The sequence below is a fragment of the Streptomyces caelestis genome, assembly GCF_014205255.1.
Classification (GTDB): domain Bacteria; phylum Actinomycetota; class Actinomycetes; order Streptomycetales; family Streptomycetaceae; genus Streptomyces; species Streptomyces caelestis.
In genome coordinates, this window is the sequence record NZ_JACHNE010000001.1 from 6422247 (window position 1) to 6441212 (window position 18966).

The 18966-nt window shown below is 71.6% G+C and carries 12 protein-coding genes and 1 pseudogene; 10 read left to right on the plus strand and 3 right to left on the minus strand.

The features are described 5' to 3' along the window. Window positions 1-26 precede the first annotated feature (26 nt). Entirely contained in the window at window positions 27-173 is a 147-nt protein-coding gene (locus HDA41_RS42370) for a gliding motility protein (protein WP_311772162.1), read from the minus strand. A gap of 308 nt (window positions 174-481) precedes the next feature. On the opposite strand from HDA41_RS42370, the gene miaA reads away from it, so the two are divergent. From miaA to hflX, 6 genes are all read left to right on the plus strand, one after another. After that, window positions 482-1420, plus strand: a complete 939-nt coding sequence (gene miaA, locus HDA41_RS29480; protein WP_184989167.1) for a tRNA (adenosine(37)-N6)-dimethylallyltransferase MiaA — start codon at window positions 482-484, stop codon at window positions 1418-1420. 108 nt (window positions 1421-1528) lie between these two features. After that, window positions 1529-2113: an ICP22 family protein gene (locus tag HDA41_RS29485; protein ID WP_184993825.1), complete on the plus strand. Its 585-nt coding sequence runs from the start codon at window positions 1529-1531 to the stop codon at window positions 2111-2113. A gap of 152 nt (window positions 2114-2265) precedes the next feature. Beyond that, on the plus strand, window positions 2266-3138 hold the full coding sequence (gene dapF / locus HDA41_RS29490; RefSeq protein WP_184989171.1) for a diaminopimelate epimerase: 873 nt from the start codon (window positions 2266-2268) through the stop codon (window positions 3136-3138). 295 nt (window positions 3139-3433) lie between these two features. Further along, a complete protein-coding gene (locus tag HDA41_RS29495) occupies window positions 3434-5647 on the plus strand; it encodes a RelA/SpoT family protein (protein WP_184989174.1) in 2214 nt (737 codons plus the stop codon). A gap of 159 nt (window positions 5648-5806) precedes the next feature. Then, on the plus strand, window positions 5807-7339 hold the full coding sequence (locus tag HDA41_RS29500) for a M1 family metallopeptidase (RefSeq protein ID WP_184989177.1): 1533 nt from the start codon (window positions 5807-5809) through the stop codon (window positions 7337-7339). Window positions 7340-7487: 148 nt separating this feature from the next. Continuing rightward, window positions 7488-8981: a GTPase HflX gene (gene hflX, locus HDA41_RS29505; RefSeq protein ID WP_184989180.1), complete on the plus strand. Its 1494-nt coding sequence runs from the start codon at window positions 7488-7490 to the stop codon at window positions 8979-8981. A 61-nt stretch (window positions 8982-9042) separates the two neighbouring features. On the opposite strand, the pseudogene HDA41_RS29510 reads toward hflX, so the two are convergent. Together HDA41_RS29510 and HDA41_RS29515 are read right to left on the minus strand one after the other, a co-directional pair. Then, window positions 9043-10262 (minus strand): annotated as a pseudogene (locus HDA41_RS29510) (trypsin-like serine peptidase). A 184-nt stretch (window positions 10263-10446) separates the two neighbouring features. After that, complete coding sequence (locus HDA41_RS29515) at window positions 10447-11670, minus strand: trypsin-like serine peptidase (protein ID WP_184993827.1); 1224 nt, start codon at window positions 11668-11670, stop codon at window positions 10447-10449. Between the two features lie 347 nt (window positions 11671-12017). Here HDA41_RS29515 and HDA41_RS29520 point away from each other — a divergent pair, with 347 nt between their 5' ends. From HDA41_RS29520 to HDA41_RS29535, 4 genes are all read left to right on the plus strand, one after another. Then, entirely contained in the window at window positions 12018-13430 is a 1413-nt protein-coding gene (locus HDA41_RS29520) for a diaminobutyrate--2-oxoglutarate transaminase family protein (RefSeq protein WP_184989184.1), read from the plus strand. Window positions 13431-13499: 69 nt separating this feature from the next. Continuing rightward, window positions 13500-15611: an IucA/IucC family protein gene (locus tag HDA41_RS29525; protein WP_376706824.1), complete on the plus strand. Its 2112-nt coding sequence runs from the start codon at window positions 13500-13502 to the stop codon at window positions 15609-15611. 82 nt (window positions 15612-15693) lie between these two features. Beyond that, window positions 15694-16650: a GNAT family N-acetyltransferase gene (locus tag HDA41_RS29530; RefSeq protein WP_230299658.1), complete on the plus strand. Its 957-nt coding sequence runs from the start codon at window positions 15694-15696 to the stop codon at window positions 16648-16650. A gap of 311 nt (window positions 16651-16961) precedes the next feature. Then, the gene (locus HDA41_RS29535; RefSeq protein WP_184989187.1) at window positions 16962-18938 is read left to right on the plus strand and encodes an ATP-dependent DNA helicase; all 1977 of its coding nucleotides are present in this window, start codon (window positions 16962-16964) and stop codon (window positions 18936-18938) included. Window positions 18939-18966 lie beyond the last annotated feature (28 nt).

Below are 18966 nucleotides of genomic sequence, written 5' to 3' on the forward strand. Positions count from 1 at the left end.
GGCTCACCTTCCCTCGCGCAGGGCGGTCACGCGCGGGCGCCCTCGCCGGCCTCGTTGTCGGCCGCCTTGTCGGTGGACTGCTGCTTCGGGATGTCGACGCCTTCGGTCTCGGTGACCTCGGCCGCCTCAGCCGCCGGCTCGGCCGCCTCCGCTGCCCCGTCAGCCCCCTTCACCGCTGCCTCTGCCCCTGCAGTGTCCTCAGCGTCGGTCCCGGCCGTCGCCTGGTCGGCCTGAGCCTCGGCGGCAGGCGCCTCCTCCGTGGCCTTGGACCTCCGGAGGAGTCGTGCAAAAACGCCCATATCCACTCCATATGTTACTCGTGCGGGCGAAATCCCGCGTCGCCCGGTGCGTCAGTTTGCGCGACCCGGGCCACCGCCTCTGCGATCCGGCGGCAGGAACCTCGCAACGGGCAACGACCCGGCGGCCGTGGCGTCACGTAACTCGTTCGAGAGCAGGGTTCGAGGTTTGCGAGACTGGGTCGGTGAGCAGTGCACCCCCCGCCCCCCGCGTCATCGCCGTCGTCGGACCAACTGCGGCCGGAAAGTCCGATCTGGGCGTCTTCCTGGCCCAGCGTCTCGGCGGTGAGGTCGTCAACGCCGACTCCATGCAGCTCTACCGAGGGATGGACATCGGTACCGCCAAGCTGACGCCCGAGGAGCGCGGTGGCGTCCCGCACCACCTCCTGGACATCTGGGACGTGACCGTCACGGCGTCCGTCGCCGAGTACCAGCGCCTGGCCCGCGAGCGGATCGACGCCCTGCTCGCCGAGGGCCGCTGGCCGATCCTGGTGGGCGGCTCCGGACTGTACGTGCGCGGGGCCGTCGACAACCTGGAGTTCCCCGGCACCGACCCCGAGGTCCGCGCCCGCCTGGAGGAGGAGCTCACGCTGCGCGGCTCCGGCGCGCTGCACGCCCGGCTGGCCGCCGCCGACCCCGAGGCCGCGCGGGCGATCCTGCCGAGCAACGGCCGCCGCGTCGTCCGGGCCCTGGAGGTGATCGAGATCACCGGCAGGCCCTTCACCGCCAATCTCCCCGGCCATGACTCCGTGTACGACACGATCCAGATCGGCGTCGACGTGGCCCGGCCCGAGCTGGACGAGCGCATCGCGCGCCGGGTCGACCGGATGTGGGGGACCGGCCTCGTGGACGAGGTGCGCGCACTGGAGGCGCAGGGGTTGCGCGAGGGGCGTACCGCCTCGCGCGCGCTCGGCTACCAGCAGGTGCTCGCGGCGCTCGCCGGGGAGTGCACGCTGGAGGACGCGCGGGCCGAGACGGTGCGTGCCACCAAGCGCTTCGCGCGCCGTCAGGATGCGTGGTTCAGGCGCGATCCCCGGGTGCACTGGTTGAGTGGGGCTGCGGCCGATCTCACAGAACTTCCGCAGCTCGCGCTGTCTTTGGTCGAACGACCGGTTACAGCCTGATCACGTCATGGCATCGGGACGCCCAGGCCGTCATCCGGGCTTGCGGCGGCGTGCCATCATCGAGCTTCGATCGACCGAGTTGAGTCCTAGTTGGGAGGGCGCGTGGCGATGGAGGCCGGCCCTCGCGACACCGCACAAGGCACCGATCACATCACCGCCGACCGGGATGGACCGGAGCGCCGGGACGCCCCGGAGCTCGGGGACGCCCCGGAGCTCGGGGACGTACCGGAGCTCGGGGACGGACCGGAGCTCGGGGACGGACCGGACCCGGAGTCGGACCGTCTCAGCTCCGACGGGCCCGACGAGACGCAGGGTGTGACGGACGACGGCCCCGAGCCCGAGGAGATGTTCGCGGGCGAGGTCGAGGTCGAGCTGCGCCCGCAGCGCCGGCTGCGCATCTGGCAGCTCGCGCCCATCGTGAGCCTGGCCACGCTCGGCTCCCTGATGTTCGCGTTCCCGCTCGCCTTCGACTTCGGCGACAGCGGGGCCGTGATCGCCATGCTCGGGCTGCTCATCTGTTCGTGCGCGGCCGGCTGGGGGATGACAGCCGCCCGCCGCGTGGGCCACACCTGGCCGGGCCTGCCGGCCAGGGGCTCGGACTCCAGAGCGGACTGGCGGGTCGTCCTCGCGTACGCCGTCATGGTGGCTGCGGTGGTAGTGCTGGCCGTGTGGCGAGTAGCAAGGCTCCGCTGAGGCGAGCCCCCTAAGGGGCGCGGGGCTGTGCCGATATACGGCTCCGCCGCGTGGGCGCGACAAGCCACAACGGACTCGCAGCGACTCACTGCCCGAAAACCCCCTGCACCCTCCTTCGGCCCGACCCGCGGAGCGCCCCGTACGATCGAGGAATGAGCACGCGGATCGCCTTCCTCAAGGGGCACGGGACCGAGAACGACTTCGTGATCGTCCCGGACCCCGAGAACGCCATCGCCCTGCCCCCGGCCGCCGTCGCGGTCCTCTGCGACCGCCGCGCGGGCATCGGCGGTGACGGCCTGCTGCACGTGGTGCGGTCCGCCGCGCACCCCGAGGCCCGGCACATGGCGGCCGAGGCGGAGTGGTTCATGGACTACCGCAACGGCGACGGCTCGATCGCGGAGATGTGCGGCAACGGCGTGCGGGTCTTCGCGCGCTACCTCCAGCGCGCCGGACATGTCACCGAAGGGGACCTCGCGGTCGCCACGCGCGGGGGCGTGAAGACCGTGCACATCGCCAAGAACGGTGATGTCACCGTCGGCATGGGTAAGGCGCTGCTCCCGGAGGGCGACGTCACGGTGAGCGTCGGCGAGCGCAGCTGGCCCGCGCGGAACGTGAACATGGGCAACCCGCACGCGGTCGCCTTCGTGGACGACCTGTCCCACGCCGGTGACCTGTTCTCCCCGCCGCCCTTCAGCCCGGCCGCCGCCTACCCGGACGGTGTGAACGTCGAGTTCGTGGTCGACCGCGGCCCCGGGCACGTCGCGCTGCGTGTGCACGAGCGCGGCGTCGGCGAGACCCGCTCGTGCGGCACGGGCGCGTGCGCGGTCGCCGTGGCCACCGCCCGCCGCGACGGCGCCGACCCGACGGCCACCGGCACCCCGGCGACGTACACCGTGGACCTACCCGGCGGCACCCTGGTGATCACCGAGCGGCCCGACGGCGAGATCGAGATGACGGGCCCTGCCGTGATCGTGGCCGAGGGCGAGATCGACGCGGAGTGGCTGGAAGCCGCCGCGCCGGCGTGAGCGGGGTCCGACCGGCCTGAAACCCCCACGTCCCGTCGGCCACTCGACCCGAAACCGCCGTCAGAATCAGCCACTTGGCGTGAAACGGACCGTCGAGGTCATGAGCGCAGGGGCACAAACCTCACATTCGTCCCTCGAATGGGTGATCAGTTTCACGCTCGGCGAGAGGCGGTCAGGCGGGCGTGGTGGGCTCGGTAGCATCAAGCACCGGCCCGGACGGGAGACCGAAGCCGCCCCCTGAGCCGTGTCCGCCCTGGGGCACCCCGTCCGCCGGTCCACGCAGCCGGAGGTGCCCATGAGTGCGGAGGCCACGAATTCCGTGACCCCAGGCCCGATGCCGGGCGCGGTGTCAGGACCGTTGACGCCGGCGGCCCCGCGCAGAAAGGCCCGGCCCCGGATCGATCTGCGCCGCCTCGGCAGAGCCGCGCTGCTCGGCCCCGCCGCTCGCGGCCGGCTGCCCGACGCCATCAGCCACGTCGTCGACGCGCACCGCGCCCACCACCCCGACGCGGACCTCGAACCCCTGCGCCGCGCCTACGTCCTGGCCGAGTCCTCGCACCGCGGCCAGATGCGCAAGAGCGGCGAGCCGTACATCACACACCCGCTCGCCGTGACCCTGATTCTCGCCGAACTCGGCGCCGAGACCACGACGTTGACCGCCTCCCTGCTCCACGACACCGTCGAGGACACGGATGTGACGCTCGACCAGGTCGGCGAGCAGTTCGGCGAGGAGGTCCGCTACCTCGTCGACGGCGTCACCAAACTGGAGAAGGTCGACTACGGTGCCGCCGCCGAGCCCGAGACCTTCCGCAAGATGCTCGTCGCCACCGGCAGCGATGTCCGCGTCATGTCGATCAAACTCGCCGACCGGCTGCACAACATGCGCACCCTCGGCGTCATGCGCCCCGAGAAGCAGGAGCGCATCGCCAAGGTGACACACGACGTGCTCATCCCGCTCGCCGAACGGCTCGGCGTCCAGGCGCTCAAAACCGAACTGGAAGACCTCGTCTTCGCGATCCTGCGCCCCGAGGAGTACGAGCACACCAGGGAGTTGATCGTCCGCAACGCCGCCCGCGCGGACGACCCGCTCGCCGAGGTCGCCGACGAGGTGCGCACCGTACTGCGCGAGGCGGGCATCCCGGCGGAAGTCCTCATCCGGCCCCGCCACTTCGTCTCCGTGCACCGGGTCTCCCGCAAACGCGGCCGGCTCCGCGGCTCCGACTTCGGCCGCCTGCTGGTGCTGGTGAACGAGGATGCCGACTGCTACGGCGTCCTGGGCGAACTCCACACCTGTATGACGCCGGTCGTCTCGGAGTTCAAGGACTTCATCGCCGTACCGAAGTTCAACCTGTACCAGTCACTGCACACAGCCGTCGCCCGCGAGGACGGCCAGGTCGTCGAAGTCCTCATCCGCACCCACCAGATGCACAAGGTCGCCGAGGCCGGAGTCGTCGCGCTCGGCAACCCGTACGCGCCGGCCTCCGACGACCCGGCCGACGGCGAGCGCGTCGACCCGACCCGCCCCGGCTGGCTCTCCCGGCTCCTCGACTGGCAGGAGGCGGCACCCGACCCGGACCACTTCTGGTCGACCCTGCGCGAGGACCTCGCCCAGGACCGCGAGATCACCGTCTTCCGGCCCGACGGCGGCACGCTCGGCCTGCCCGAGGGGGCGACCTGCGTGGACGCCGCGTACGCGCAGTACGGCGAGGACGCGCACGCCTGCATCGGCGCACGCGTCAACGGCCGTCTCGCGACGCTGAGCACCGTCCTGAAGGACGGTGACACCGTCCAGCTCCTCATGGGCCAGGACCCGGCGTCCGAGCCCTCCCGGGAGTGGCTGGAGCACGCGCACACGCCCGCGGCCCGGATCGCCATCCAGCGCTGGCTGGCCGCCCACCCGGCGCAGGCCGAGGCCCAGCGGACCGAGGGCCAGGAGAACCGGCAGGCCGAGGGAAACCGGCAGGCCGAGGAGCGCGCGGCGGCTTCCCGCCCCGCGACGGCCGACGCGTCCGACGCGGACGGACCGGCACCCGAGCAGGCGGCCGTCCGCATCGCCACCGGCAACGTCCTCACCGACCGGCCCGGCGCGACCGTCCGGCTCGCCGGCTGCTGCACACCCGTACGGCCCGACGAGATCACCGGCTTCGCCGTACGCGGGGGAGCGGTCACCGTGCACCGCGTCGAGTGCGCCGCGGTGGCCCGTATGAAGGACGGGGGGCGCTCGGAGGTCGGTGTGCGCTGGGGAGAGGCCACCGAGTGCCGGGTCACGCTGGTCGCCGAATCGTTCGTCCGTCCCCACCTGCTCGCGGACCTCACGGAGGCCATGGCCCTCGAAGGCGCCGAGATCGTCTCCGCGACCGTCGAACCCCCGGACCAGCAGCAGGTCCGGCACACGTACACCGTGCAGCTTCCGGACGCGGCCCACCTGCCCGCCCTCATGCGCGCCATGCGCAACGTGGCCGGTGTCTACGACGTCGCCCGGGCACAGCCACAGACACAGGGCGGGTGAGACGCCAGGGCGCCGGCCACCGGACACGGGGCGGGTGAGACGCCGGGGCGTCGGCCACCGGACACGGGACGGCACCCGGCGCAGACCCCGGTCCCCGGTTCGGGTGGGCCGGACGCGCGTCGTCCCCGTCCCGCCCGCGCGCGCTGATAGCCGTGGGGCATGCGCCTCACCCCCCACCGCACCCGTACCCGCTCCCGTCGTCGGCGGGCGTCCGCGGCGCTGCTCGCCTCGGCCGTCTCCGTCTGCCTCGTCGCCGCGAGCGCCCCCGCCGTCCCGCTCGGCGTCGGCGACCGCCTCTTCCCGTACCTGGGCAACCCCGGCTACGACGTCGCTTCGTACGACCTCTCCTTCACCTATCCCGGCAGCAACAGCGAGCCGCTGCGGGCCGTGACCACCATCGACGCCTGGACCACCGTCGACCTGGACCGCGTCAACCTGGACTTCGCCCACGGCACGGTCCACTCGGTCGAGGTCGACGGCGACCCCGCCACCTTCAGCACCGCTGGTGAGGACCTGGTGATCACGCCAGAGGACTCCGTGCCGGACGGCAACTGGATGCGGATCACCGTGCGGCACACCAGTGACCCCGTGCCCGCCAAGGGCCGTGAGGGCGGCTGGGTGCGCACCGCGGACGGCCTCGCCATGGCCAACCAGGCCGACGCGGCGCACCTGGTGTTCCCGTGCAACGACCACCCCTCCGACAAGGCGATGTTCACCATCCGGGTCACCGCACCCGACGGTCACACGGCCGTCGCCAACGGCCTGCCCGCCGGGGTGGCCAGGTCCGGCGGGGCGACCACGTGGACCTACCGCACCCAGCACCCCATGGCCACCGAGCTCGCCCAGGTCTCCATCGGCCGCTCCACCGTGCTGCACCGCACCGGCCCGCACGGACTGCCCGTACGGGACGTCGTCCCGACCAGGTACCGCAAGGCGCTCGAACCCTGGCTGGAGAAGACCCCGGAGCAGATCGCCTGGATGGAGAGCAAGGTCGGCCGCTACCCCTTCGAGACGTACGGCCTGCTCATGGCCGACGCCTCCACCGGCTTCGAACTGGAGACCCAGACGCTCTCCCTCTTCGAGCGGGAGCTGTTCACCGAGCCCGGCTACCCCGCGTGGTACGTCGAGTCGATCATGATCCACGAGCTGGCCCACCAGTGGTTCGGCAACAGCGTCGGACCCCGCACCTGGTCCGACCTGTGGCTCAACGAAGGACACGCCACCTGGTACGAGGCGCTGTACGCCGAGGAGCAGGCCGGCAAGCCGATCCGGGACCGTATGAAGGCCGCATACGGCGCCTCCGACCGCTGGCGCGCGGCCGGCGGACCACCCGCCGCCCCGAAGGCCCCCGAGCCGGACAGCAAGACGAGCATCTTCCGGCCCAACGTCTACGACGGCGCCGCGCTCGTCCTGTACGCCCTGCGCGAGGAGATCGGCCGACCGGCCTTCGAACGCCTGGAACGCGCCTGGGTCGGCCGGTACCAGGACGACACCGCCACGACGGAGGACTTCGTCCGGCTGGCCGCCGAGATCTCCGGACGCGACCTGGACGGCTTCTTCCAGGGCTGGCTGTACGGGGAGAAGACCCCGCCCATGCCCGGGCACCCGGACTGGAAGCCGGCCGCACCCGCGAAACCTGCCGCACCCGCGAAACCTGCCGCACCCGCGAAACCTGCCGCACCCGCCCGATAACACGGTGACGAGACGCCCCGTGTCGTGCGACCATCTTCAGGTCGGCACGGCCCGGCGCGGGAATCTCCCGGGCAGCCCGTGCGTTCTGGACAATGACGGAAGCACCGCTCCGTCGCCCCCATCGGTTTCCGAGCTGCGTAAGGATCCAATGACCTCCTCTTCTTCCCCTTCCCAGGACACCAAGCGCTTCGCGCACAGCCACCCCGAGGGTCTTCGGGCCGATGCCCTGATGGAAGAGGACGTCGCCTGGAGCCACGAGATCGACGGAGAGCGGGACGGCGACCAGTTCGACCGCTCCGAGCGCGCGGCTCTGCGCCGTGTGGCGGGCCTCTCCACCGAGCTCGAGGACGTCACCGAGGTCGAGTACCGCCAGCTCCGCCTGGAGCGGGTCGTGCTCGTCGGCGTCTGGACCTCGGGAACCGTGCAGGACGCGGACAACTCCCTCGCGGAGCTCGCCGCCCTCGCGGAAACGGCCGGCGCGCTGGTGCTCGACGGTGTGATCCAGCGCCGCGACAAGCCCGACGCGGCCACCTACATCGGCTCCGGCAAGGCCGAGGAGCTGCGTGACATCGTCCTCGAGTCGGGCGCGGACACCGTCATCTGCGACGGTGAGCTCAGCCCGGGCCAGCTGATCCACCTCGAGGACGTCGTCAAGGTCAAGGTCATCGACCGGACGGCCCTGATCCTGGACATCTTCGCCCAGCACGCCAAGTCCCGAGAGGGCAAGGCGCAGGTCGCGCTCGCGCAGATGCAGTACATGCTGCCGAGGCTGCGCGGCTGGGGTCAGTCGCTGTCCCGGCAGATGGGCGGCGGCAAGGGCGGCGGCCTCGCCACCCGTGGTCCCGGCGAGACCAAGATCGAGACGGACCGGCGGCGGATCCGCGAGAAGATGGCGAAGATGCGCCGGGAGATCGCGGACATGAAGACCGGCCGCGAGATCAAGCGCCAGGAGCGCAAGCGCCACAAGGTGCCCTCGGTCGCCATCGCGGGCTACACCAACGCCGGCAAGTCCTCGCTGCTCAACCGCCTCACGGGCGCGGGCGTGCTGGTGGAGAACGCCCTGTTCGCGACCCTCGACCCGACCGTGCGCCGGGCCGAGACGCCGAGCGGACGGCTGTACACGCTGGCCGACACGGTCGGCTTTGTCCGCCATCTGCCCCACCACCTGGTCGAGGCGTTCCGCTCCACGATGGAGGAGGTCGGCGAGTCCGACCTGATCCTGCACGTGGTGGACGGTTCGCACCCGAACCCGGAGGAGCAGCTGGCCGCCGTACGCGAGGTGATCAGGGACGTCGGCGCCACCGGCGTGCCCGAGATCGTCGTGATCAACAAGGCCGACGCGGCCGACCCGCTGACGCTCCAGCGGCTGCTGCGCGTCGAGAAGCGGTCCATCGCCGTCTCGGCCCGCACCGGCCAGGGCATCGACAAGCTGCTCGCGCTCATCGACAACGAGCTGCCGCGCCCGTCGGTCGAGATCGAGGCGCTCGTGCCGTACACGCACGGCAAGCTCGTCGCCCGTGCCCACGACGAGGGCGAGATCCTCTCCGAGGAGCACACCCCGGAGGGCACCCTGCTCAAGGTGCGGGTGCACGAGGAACTGGCGGCGGAGCTCACGCCGTACGTCCCGGCGCCGCTCGCCTGACCGGCCACCGAAGAGGCCCGCCCCCGAGTTGATCGGGGGCGGGCCTCTCCGTGTGTGCCGGTCATCGACCGCCGTACGTCTTGCTCATGTTCCGGTAGAGCGCCTCGGCATCGCGGCCCAGCTGCGGGCCGGCCAGCTGTTGTCGGCCGGGCCGATCGAGGTGTTGGAGACCAGCACGGACGTGCCGTTCAGCACCCGGAACCAGCCGCCGCCCGACGAACCGCCGGTCATGGTGCAGCCGATGCGGTACATCGTCGGCAGGCTCGGGCTGAGCGAGAACCGGCCCGGGACGTCGACGCACTTGAACATCTCCAGGCCGTTGTAGGGCGGCGCCGCCGGGTAGCCCCAGGCGCCCATCTTGGCGGCCTCGGCCGCGGACGGCGCGGAGAAGTCCACGTCCAGCGCGGCACCGACCGTCTCCTCCAGGGACTTGGCACCCTGCTCGGGCTTCACGTGCAGCACGGCGTAGTCGTACGCCGCCCCGTCACCGCCGGTCTCCGAACCGCCCCGGATCCACTGGTTCGAGGTCGAGGCCCAGTCCGCCCACCAGTTGCCGTACGGGGCGACCTCCGCCGGGTTCGCGTGGCTCAGCTCCGCCTCGGACTTGCCGAGGTCGTTGTAGGCCGGGACGAACACGAGGTTGCGGTACCAGCCGCCGTTGCCGCCGGCGGGTACGCAGTGGCCCGCCGTCCACACCAGGTTGGACTTGCCCGGGTGGTTGACGTCCTTGATCACCGTGCCCGAGCAGACGGCCGGGCCGTCGGGGAGTCGAAGAAGACCTTGCCGACCGGGGCGGCGTTCCGGTGGTACGGCGTCTTCTCGGCCTGCGCCCGGACCGGCGCCGGGTCCGGGTCGCTGACGCCCTGGCCGGCCGACGCTTCCTTCGTGGTGACCGTCTTGTCGGCCTCCTTCGCGGACTGCATCCGCTCCGGCTTCCAGAGGCCCTCGATCACCGGGTTGACGAAGTCCTCGGCCTCACTGAGCCACTTGTCCTTGTCCCAGTTCTTCCAGCCGCCGTCCTTCCACCGGTCGATGTCGATCGTGCTCCTTGAGCTTGTCGGCGAGGTCGGCGGGGATCTTGACCTTGCCGCCGGCGTCCGCGGCCTGCGAGGTGGTCGCGTCGGGCTTGTCGCTCGCCGAGTCCGCCGAACCGTCACAGGCGGTCGCGGTGAGCGCCAGTGCGGCGACGAGCCCGGTGGCGGCCAGAACGGTGCGCCGCCCCCGCCTCAAGGTCGCGACGTGCGTGGGGAACGCATGGTGCGACGACCCCCGTTGGTGCATAACCGCGTGCTGCTGCGTGTGCATGCCATGCCTGGTTCTGGAGCCCCCCGGCGCAACACCCCGCTACGCCCGTGGAGTTGAGGGCGTCCGGGGGTGGGGCGGTGAAGGCATCCGCGAGTCCAGGGGCCACTGCGCCCAGGTGGGCACGGGGACCACTCCACCGCCGCCGGTGTTCAGTGGGCCGTCACCGGCCCGCGAACTTCTCGCTGACCGAGTCGTACACGCCCTTCGCCGCCTCGCCCAGGCGCGGACCGGCCAGCCAGCCCGACGTCACCGGGCCGATCGAGGTGTTGGACACCAGAGCCGGCTTGCCGTCCGAGCCCGTCGCGACCCAGCCGCCACCGGACGAACCGCCGGTCATCGTGCAGCCGATGCGGTACATCGTCGGGTCCGACGCGGTGACCGACAGCCGGCCCGGCTGGTCCTGGCACCGGTACAGCCTCTGCCCGTCGTACGGCGCCGCGGCCGGGTAACCGATCGCCGTGACGCTCTTCAGCTTCGGTACGGCGGGAGCCTTGAAGTCGACCGGCAGTGCCGAACCGACCGTCTCCTCCAGCGACTTGCCGCCGCTGCCCTTCTCCGGCGTCACATGGATGACCGCGAAGTCGTAGGGCGCGCCGTCCCCGCCCGTCGAGCCGCCCTGCTCGATCCACTGGTCCGAGGTCTGCGCCCAGTCACCCCACCAGACGCCGTAGGGGGCGACGTCCTCCCGGGTGGCGTTCTCCAGTTCCGCGACCGGCTTGCCGTCGTCGTTGTACGACGGCACGAACGCGATGTTGCGGTACCAGCCGCCCTTCTTGCCCGCGTGCACGCAGTGCCCCGCCGTCCACACGAGGTTGGACTTGCCCGGGTGGGCCGGGTCCTTCACCACCGTCGCCGAGCAGACGGCCGAGCCCTTGGGGGAGTCGAAGAACACCTTCCCGGCCGTGGGCGCGTTGGCGTGGTACGACGGCGGCACGGCCTGCGCCTGGACCGGCTCGGGCGTGGGATCGGTCACCCCCTGGTCACCGGCGAGGTCGCTGTCGTCCACGCCCTGGTCGGGCTCCTCGGCCTCCCGCATGCGGTGCGGGTCCCAGAGACCCTCGATGATCGGGTTGATGTACTCGTTGGCCTCGCGCAGCCAGTCGTCCCGGTCCCAGTTCTTCCAGGCGCCGTTCTTCCACTTGTCTATGTCGATCCCCTGCTCGCGGAGCCGGTCCCTGATGTCGTCCGGGATCCTCAGCTTGCCGTCGTCGGAGGCGCCGGCCGACGCGGAGGCCTCACCGCCCGCCGCGGCGTCGCCCGACTCGCAGGCGGTCGCGGTCAGCGCGAGCACCGAGGCGAGGACCATGGCGGCCAGCACGGGGGAGTTCCTGCGGCGCGCCCTCTCCCCTCGGCTGGCGATGGACGACGGCCGTGTGGATCGCATCATGTGACTCCCCCTGATGTGGAACGAATAGGGACGAACCGGTGCTTCGGTCCTGCTTTCCACCGACTTGCGGGGAGTTCAGGCCGAGCTCACGGCGTCCGGGAACGGCACCACACACTATGCGGTGGCTGTGGGGGAGGCCCGACGGAACCGCAACAGTTCCGTCACGGAAAGGATCTTGAGGCAACCCGTAACCCGGTGAGCTGACCGGGGTTGGTAGCGGTTGGGGGCCTGCTGTCTGTGTGCGGCCTCTCTGTGCCCGTGCCCAGTGGGAGGTCAGGGAAGTCGTGGCGGAATCCACCCATGGGGGATGTGCGTCCGAGGAGGCCGCTGTGGGGCGCAGGCCGGTGAGTGCCCTTCCACGCGCCGTCGACGACACGGCACCAGGAGCGCGCGCCGCGCACGAGGGGATTCTGCGCCGCCAGTCCGCGCGCGAGTCCGCGGCCCGCACCTACGCCCGCGCCCTGCCGATCGTGCCGGTGCGGGCCCGGGGACTGACCATCGAGGGCGCGGACGGCCGCCGTTACCTGGACTGTCTCTCCGGCGCCGGCGCACTCGCCCTCGGGCACAACCACCCGGTCGTCCTGGAGGCCATCCGCAAGGTCCTCGACTCCGGCGCCCCCCTGAACGTGCTCGACCTCGCCACACCCGTCAAGGACACCTTCATCACCGAGCTGTTCCGCACCCTGCCCCCAGGGCTCACCGACCGGGCCCGCGTGCGGTTCTGCGGACCGGCCGGCAGCGACGCCGTGGAGACCGCCTGCGCACTGGTGCGCGCGGCGACCGGCCGGACCGGTCTCATCGCGTTCGCCGGCGCCTCCCACGGAAGGACGGCCGGGGCACCCGACGCGTCCGCCGGCGTCCACGACGTACGGGTCGCCCGCCTGCCCTACCCGCAGGACTACCGCTGCCCCTTCGGCGTCGGCGGCGAACGCGGGGCCGACCTCGCCGCCCGCTGGACCGAATCCGTCCTCGACGACGCCGGGCCGGGCACCGCGCTCCCCGCCGGGATGATCATCGAGCCCGTCCAGGGCGAGGGCGGGGTGATCCCCGCACCGGACGCCTGGCTGCGGCGCATGCGGCAGCTCACGGCCGACCGGTCCGTCCCGCTGATCGCCGACGAGATCCAGACGGGCGTCGGGCGGACCGGCGCCTTCTGGGCCGTGGAGCACAGCGGAGTGACCCCCGACGTGATGGTCCTCTCCAAGGCCATCGGAGGCAGCCTGCCGCTGGCCGTCGTGGTCTACCGCGACGACCTCGACGTCCCGGAACCCGGCGCCCCCGCAGACACCTTCCGCGGCAACCAACTCGCCATGGCCGCCGGCACGGCGACTCTCACCCACGTCCGGGAAAACCACCTCGCCGAACGCGCGGCGACTCTCGGGGCGCGCATGCTGCGTCAACTCCAGGGGCTGGCCGGGGAGTTTCCGTGCGTGGGCGATGTGCGGGGGAGGGGACTGATGATCGGGGTGGAGTTCGTGGATCCGGAGGGGGCGGCCGGGAGAGCCGGGCGGGTGGGCGAGGCTGCGGGGGGACCTCACCCCGCCGCACCCGAACTGGCGGCCGCGGTCCAGCGGGAGTGCCTGCGGCGCGGCCTCATCGTCGGACTCGGCGGCCGTCACGCGAGCGTCGTCCGGCTGCTGCCGCCCCTGACGATCACCGACGAACAGGCGGCCGCGGTGCAGGACCGCCTGGCCGACGCCGTCCGGGCGGCAGCTCGCTGCCCTGGGGGCGAGGCGGCAGAGCCGTACACGCCGTGAGTCCGTGTACGACCCCCGGCTCGCAGGCCCCGATCGCACGTCCCGGAACCACTCGACGAGGTACCTGTCATGAACCCCATCTCCCAGCCCGACGACCACGCCACGACGCCGGGACGAGGCTCTGCTGAGGTCCGGGCTTCGGGGACGGCGGCGAATGCGGTGAACGCTGCGAACGCGGTCGACATGGCCAATGCGGTGAACGCGGCAGGCCCGGCTGTCCCGTGTCAGAGGCCTGAGGCGAGGGACGGCGAGGCGAGGGACGGTGAGGTGCGGGGCGATGAGACGAGGGCTGGGCGAGCCACCGTCGATGTCCTGGAGTGTCCCGAGCCGCACGCCATCGCCCAGGCGGCTGCCGTCGAGACGCTGCTCCGCTGCTGGGTGCGCGAGACGAACCAGCCCGCCCCCGCCGACGGCACCCTCCGTATCCCCCTTGCCGCCAGCGGCACGGCCCTGCTCGTCCCCGTCCGTTACTGGTCCCCGACGGGCTGGCACCGCTTCGGTCTCCCGCGTCTGGCCGACGCTCCCGTGCACGCCCCACCGGCCGACGCCGTCACGGTCGCCGCTCTGCTCTCCAGGGAGACGCCCCCAGACGGCCACGGAAACGGTAACGGCGACAGTAACGGCGACGGCGACGGCGTCGGACTCGTCGCGGGCGTTGCCGACTCCCTCCGCCGCGTCACCTCCTTCCTCAGCGACCGCCGTGAACACCCGGTCGACGGCCCCGACCTCTTCCTGACCGCGGAACAGTCACTCCTCCTCGGACACCCCTTGCACCCGACCCCGAAGAGCCGCGAGGGTCTCTCCGAGGCCGAAGCCCGCCTGTACTCGCCCGAGTTGCGCGGATCCTTCTCCCTGCACTGGATGGCTGTCGCCCCCTCCGTCCTCGCCACCGACTCCGCCTGGACCGAACGCGGCCGCCCTGTCGCCGCGGCCCGACTCACCGCACGCCTGGCCGGGACCGACCTGCCGCTGCCGGACGGGTACGCACTACTGCCCCTGCACCCCTGGCAGGCCAGCGAGCTCCGGCACCGCCCGGAGACCGCTGCCCTGCTCGACAGCGGACTGCTCCGCGACCTCGGCACCCACGGCACTCCCTGGCACCCCACCTCCTCCGTACGAACCGTCTACCAAACCGGTGCCCCCGCGATGCTCAAGCTGTCGCTGGGCCTGCGTATCACCAACTCCCGTCGCGAGAACCTCCGCAAGGAACTCCACCGCGGCGTCGAGGTCCACCGCCTGCTCCGCAGCGGACTCGCGCAGCAGTGGCGGGCCGTGCATCCGTGCTTCGACATCGTTCGCGACCCGGCATGGATCGCTGTCGATGGATCCGGTGGATCCGGTGGATTCAACGGATCGGACCGATTCAACGGATCGGACGGATTCGATGGATCCGGTGGTGCCGACAGCTTCCCCTTGCCCGGACTGGACGTGGTGATCCGCCACAACCCGTTCAGCCCTTCGGACGCTGTCTCCTGCGTCGCCGGCCTCGTCTCGCCGCGCCCGTGCTCCCCCGCTCGGGCGGGAACCACTCCCGACCGCCCGGAGGTCCACGGCCCGGTCCTCCGGTCCCGGCTGGCCGAGGTCGTCACGCGTCTCGCTCGCCGGACCGGCCGGCCCCGCGGAGCCGTCTCCACCCAGTGGTTCCTGTGCTACCTCGAGCACGTCGTGCGTCCCGTCCTGTGGCTCGACGGTGAGGCCGGCATCGCCCTGGAGGCTCACCAGCAGAACACCCTGCTCCTGCTGGACACCGACGGATGGCCCACGGGCGGCCGCTACCGCGACAACCAGGGCTACTACTTCCGCGAGTCCCGGCGCGCGGACCTCGACGCCCGGCTGCCCGGCATCGGGGAGCGGAGCGACACGTTCGTCCGCGACGAGGTCACCGACGAGCGCTTCTCCTACTACCTGGCGGTCAACAACGTCCTCGGCCTCATCGGCGCGTTCGGCTCGCAGGGGCTGGCCGACGAGCGGCCGCTGCTCGCCGCCTTCCGCCGTTTCCTCGGAAACGCCGCCTCCGGCCCGGCCCGGCTGAGCTCCTCGCTGCCGGCCCGGCTGCTGGACTCACCCGTCCTGCGCAGCAAGGCCAACCTGCTGACCCGGTTCCACGACCTCGACGAACTCGTCGGCCCGGTCGACACCCAGTCCGTCTACGTCACCATCGCCAACCCCCTGTACTGCTGATCACCCTGACCGTCCCCCGACCACAACCGACCTCCTTCATCCCTGAGGACACGCATCACTTCCTTCCTGAGAGGAGCGTTTGGTGCCTTCCGCCGACCCGACCACCCACACCGGTACCGCTGTCCCCGCCACGGCCGATGCCGACGACACCGGGGCCGGCTCCCACGCCCGCTTCGATGCCTGTTCCGATGTCGACTCCAGCGCGGGAACCGACGCGGACCCCGGTGCGGATCCCGGTGCCGCTTCCGGTGCGAACGGTCACGGCGAAGACACCATGGACCTCCGGCTCCCGGACGAAGTCCTCGCCCTCATCGCGGACCAGGCGTCCGACAGCCAGGGAGCGCGGCGGCCGGGCCAGGACACGGCACAGCCCTCCGTCTCCATCACCGCGCCCCGTGAGGCCTCGGTTCCCTCGGTGCCCTCCGTCTCCTGGGCCCCCTCCGTCCCCTCCAATCTCGCGACCGAGGACGATCTCCTCGACCGTGTCGCCGACTGGGGCCCGACCGGCACACCCCTGGGCGTCTTCCACCTCGTCCCCGTGCGCGTCGAACGTGATCTTCCGCTCATCAGCCGCTGGATGAACGACCCCGCCGCCGCGGCTTTCTGGGAGCTGTCCGGGCCCCAGCGCGTGACCGAGGAGCACGTGCTGGCCCAGCTAGCGGGGGACGGACGCAGCGTGCCGTGCATCGGCGTGCTGGGCGGAACGCCGATGAGCTACTGGGAGATCTACCGGGCGGACCTGGATCCGCTGGCCCGCCACTACCCGGCCCGGCCTCACGACACGGGTCTCCACCTGCTGGTGGGTGCGGTCACCAACCGTGGGCGTGGTCTCGGCGGTCTGTTGCTTCGAGCCGTGGCCGATCTCGTATTCGCGCAGCGGCCCTCCTGCGCACGTGTCGTCGCTGAACCCGACCTTCGCAACACCCCCTCCATCGCCGCCTTCCTGACCGCCGGCTTCCGGTTCTCCGCCGAGGTCGACCTGCCCGACAAGCGGGCCGCCCTCATGGTCCGAGACCGGTCCCTTCGGCATCTGCTGTAGCGCTGTGTCACCGCGCCATCACTCATTGAACGCGGAGCGTGCCGCCGCGGTTCCCGCTCATGCCGCAGAGATATTTCGAGCCGCTCGCCTGCCCACGCGTACCGCCACGGCACACGGCCGCGACCCGTTCCGCCCCGCCCCACCCACAGCTCGCACCGCCCCACTCGTCCCGAACCGGTCACGTCCCCCGGGACACCGCCCCCGTCCGCCCGTCCGACCCACCCCACCGAGGAGCCGAAGGTCTTGATCCCGTCCCCCGTCCCCGCCTTGATCACCCGTTTGTCAGTGCTGGGTCGTAGGGTGGTCGCGCTATGACGAAGCCCTCACTCCCCGAACTCCTGCATGCTGCCGTCACTGCCGTCGGCGGTACGGAGCGCCCCGGTCAGGTGGCCATGGCCGAAGCCGTCGCAGAGGCGATCGACAACGGCTCCCATCTCCTGGTCCAAGCCGGCACCGGCACCGGCAAGTCGCTGGGCTACCTGGTGCCCGCGCTGGCGCACGGGGAGCGTGTGGTCGTCGCGACCGCCACCCTGGCCCTCCAGCGCCAGCTGGTGGAGCGCGACCTGCCGAGAACGGTCGAGTCGCTGCACCCTCTGCTGCGCCGCCGCCCGGAGTTCGCGATGCTGAAGGGCCGGTCGAACTACCTGTGCCTGCACCGCCTGCACGAGGGTGTCCCGCAGGACGAGGAGGAGGGCCTCTTCGACCAGTTCGAGGCGGCCGCGCCCACCAGCAAGCTGGGCCAGGACCTGCTGCGGGTGCGCGACTGGGCCGACGAGACCGAGACTGGCGACCGTGACGACCTCACACCCGGCATCTCGGACCGGGCCTGGGCCCAGGTGTCGGTGTCGTCGAGGGAGTGCCTGGGCGCCTCGAAATGCGCCTACGGTGCGGAATGCTTCGCCGAGATGGCCCGTGAGCGCGCCAAGCTCTCCGAGGTCGTCGTCACCAATCACGCACTGCTCGCGATCGACGCCATCGAGGGCGCCCCGGTCCTTCCGCAGCACGAGGTGCTGATCGTCGACGAGGCTCATGAGCTGGTCTCGCGCGTCACCGGAGTCGCCACCGGGGAGCTCTCCCCCGGCCAGGTCAACCGTGCGGTGCGCCGGGCCGCGAAACTCGTCAACGAGAAGGCGGCGGACCAGCTCCAGACCGCGGCCGAGGGTTTCGAACGGCTGATGGAGCTCGCGCTGCCGGGCCGCCTCGAGGAGATCCCCGAGGACCTCGGCTACGCCCTCATGGCACTGCGCGACGCGTGCCGCACCGTCATTTCCGCCATCGGCACGACCCGCGACAAGTCCGTCCAGGACGAGGACGCGGTCCGCAAGCAGGCGCTGGCGTCCGTGGAGAACGTGCACGACGTGGCGGAGCGGATCACGAACGGCTCCGAATGGGACGTGGTCTGGTACGAGCGCCACGATCGTTTCGGTGCCTCGCTGCGCGTCGCCCCCATGTCCGTCTCGGGACTGCTGCGGGAGAAGCTCTTCGCGGACCGCTCCGTGGTCCTGACTTCGGCGACACTGAAGCTGGGCGGCGACTTCAACGGGGTCGGTGCTTCCCTCGGACTCGCTCCCGAAGGGACCGAGGGCGATGACTTCCCGCAGTGGAAGGGCATCGACGTCGGCTCGCCCTTCGACTACCGCAAGCAGGGCATCCTGTACGTCGCGAAGCACCTGGCGCGCCCCGCGCGGGACGGCGACCGCGGGGACATGCTCGACGAGCTCACGGAGCTGATCCAAGCGGCGGGCGGCCGCACCCTGGGCCTGTTCTCCTCGATGCGGGGTGCGCAGCTGGCCGCCGAGGAACTGCGTTCCCGGATCCCGGAGTTTCCGATCCTCCTCCAGGGCGAGGAGACGCTCGGCGAGCTCATCAAGAACTTCGCGGCCGACCCGAAGACCTGCCTGTTCGGCACCCTGTCGCTGTGGCAGGGGGTGGACGTCCCCGGACCCAGCTGCCAGCTGGTCGTCATGGACAAGATTCCGTTCCCGCGGCCGGACGACCCCCTGATGAGCGCCCGCCAGAAGGCCGTGGAGGACGCGGGCGGCAACGGCTTCATGGCGGTCGCCGCCACCCACGCCGCGCTCCTCATGGCCCAGGGCGCCGGCCGTCTCGTCCGGGCGTCGGGCGACCGTGGTGTGGTCGCCGTGCTGGATCAGCGTCTGGCGACGGCCCGGTACGGGGGCTACCTGAAGGCGTCACTGCCCGACTTCTGGTACACGACGGACCGTAACCAGGTGCGGAAGTCGCTGGCGGTGATCGACGCGGCGGCGAAGCAGGCGGAAGCCGACTGAGCCTCGGGATCGGCCTGCGGCGACGGAG

Coding starts and splice junctions, on each gene's coding strand:
- HDA41_RS29485 (WP_184993825.1), top strand. CDS start 1,529: ATGGAGGCCGGCCCTCGCGACACCGCACAAGGCACCGATCACATCACC.
- dapF (WP_184989171.1), top strand. CDS start 2,266: ATGAGCACGCGGATCGCCTTCCTCAAGGGGCACGGGACCGAGAACGAC.
- HDA41_RS29495 (WP_184989174.1), top strand. CDS start 3,434: ATGAGTGCGGAGGCCACGAATTCCGTGACCCCAGGCCCGATGCCGGGC.
- HDA41_RS29500 (WP_184989177.1), top strand. CDS start 5,807: ATGCGCCTCACCCCCCACCGCACCCGTACCCGCTCCCGTCGTCGGCGG.
- hflX (WP_184989180.1), top strand. CDS start 7,488: ATGACCTCCTCTTCTTCCCCTTCCCAGGACACCAAGCGCTTCGCGCAC.
- HDA41_RS29515 (WP_184993827.1), bottom strand. CDS start 11,670: ATGCGATCCACACGGCCGTCGTCCATCGCCAGCCGAGGGGAGAGGGCG.
- HDA41_RS29525 (WP_376706824.1), top strand. CDS start 13,500: ATGAACCCCATCTCCCAGCCCGACGACCACGCCACGACGCCGGGACGA.
- HDA41_RS29535 (WP_184989187.1), top strand. CDS start 16,962: ATGACGAAGCCCTCACTCCCCGAACTCCTGCATGCTGCCGTCACTGCC.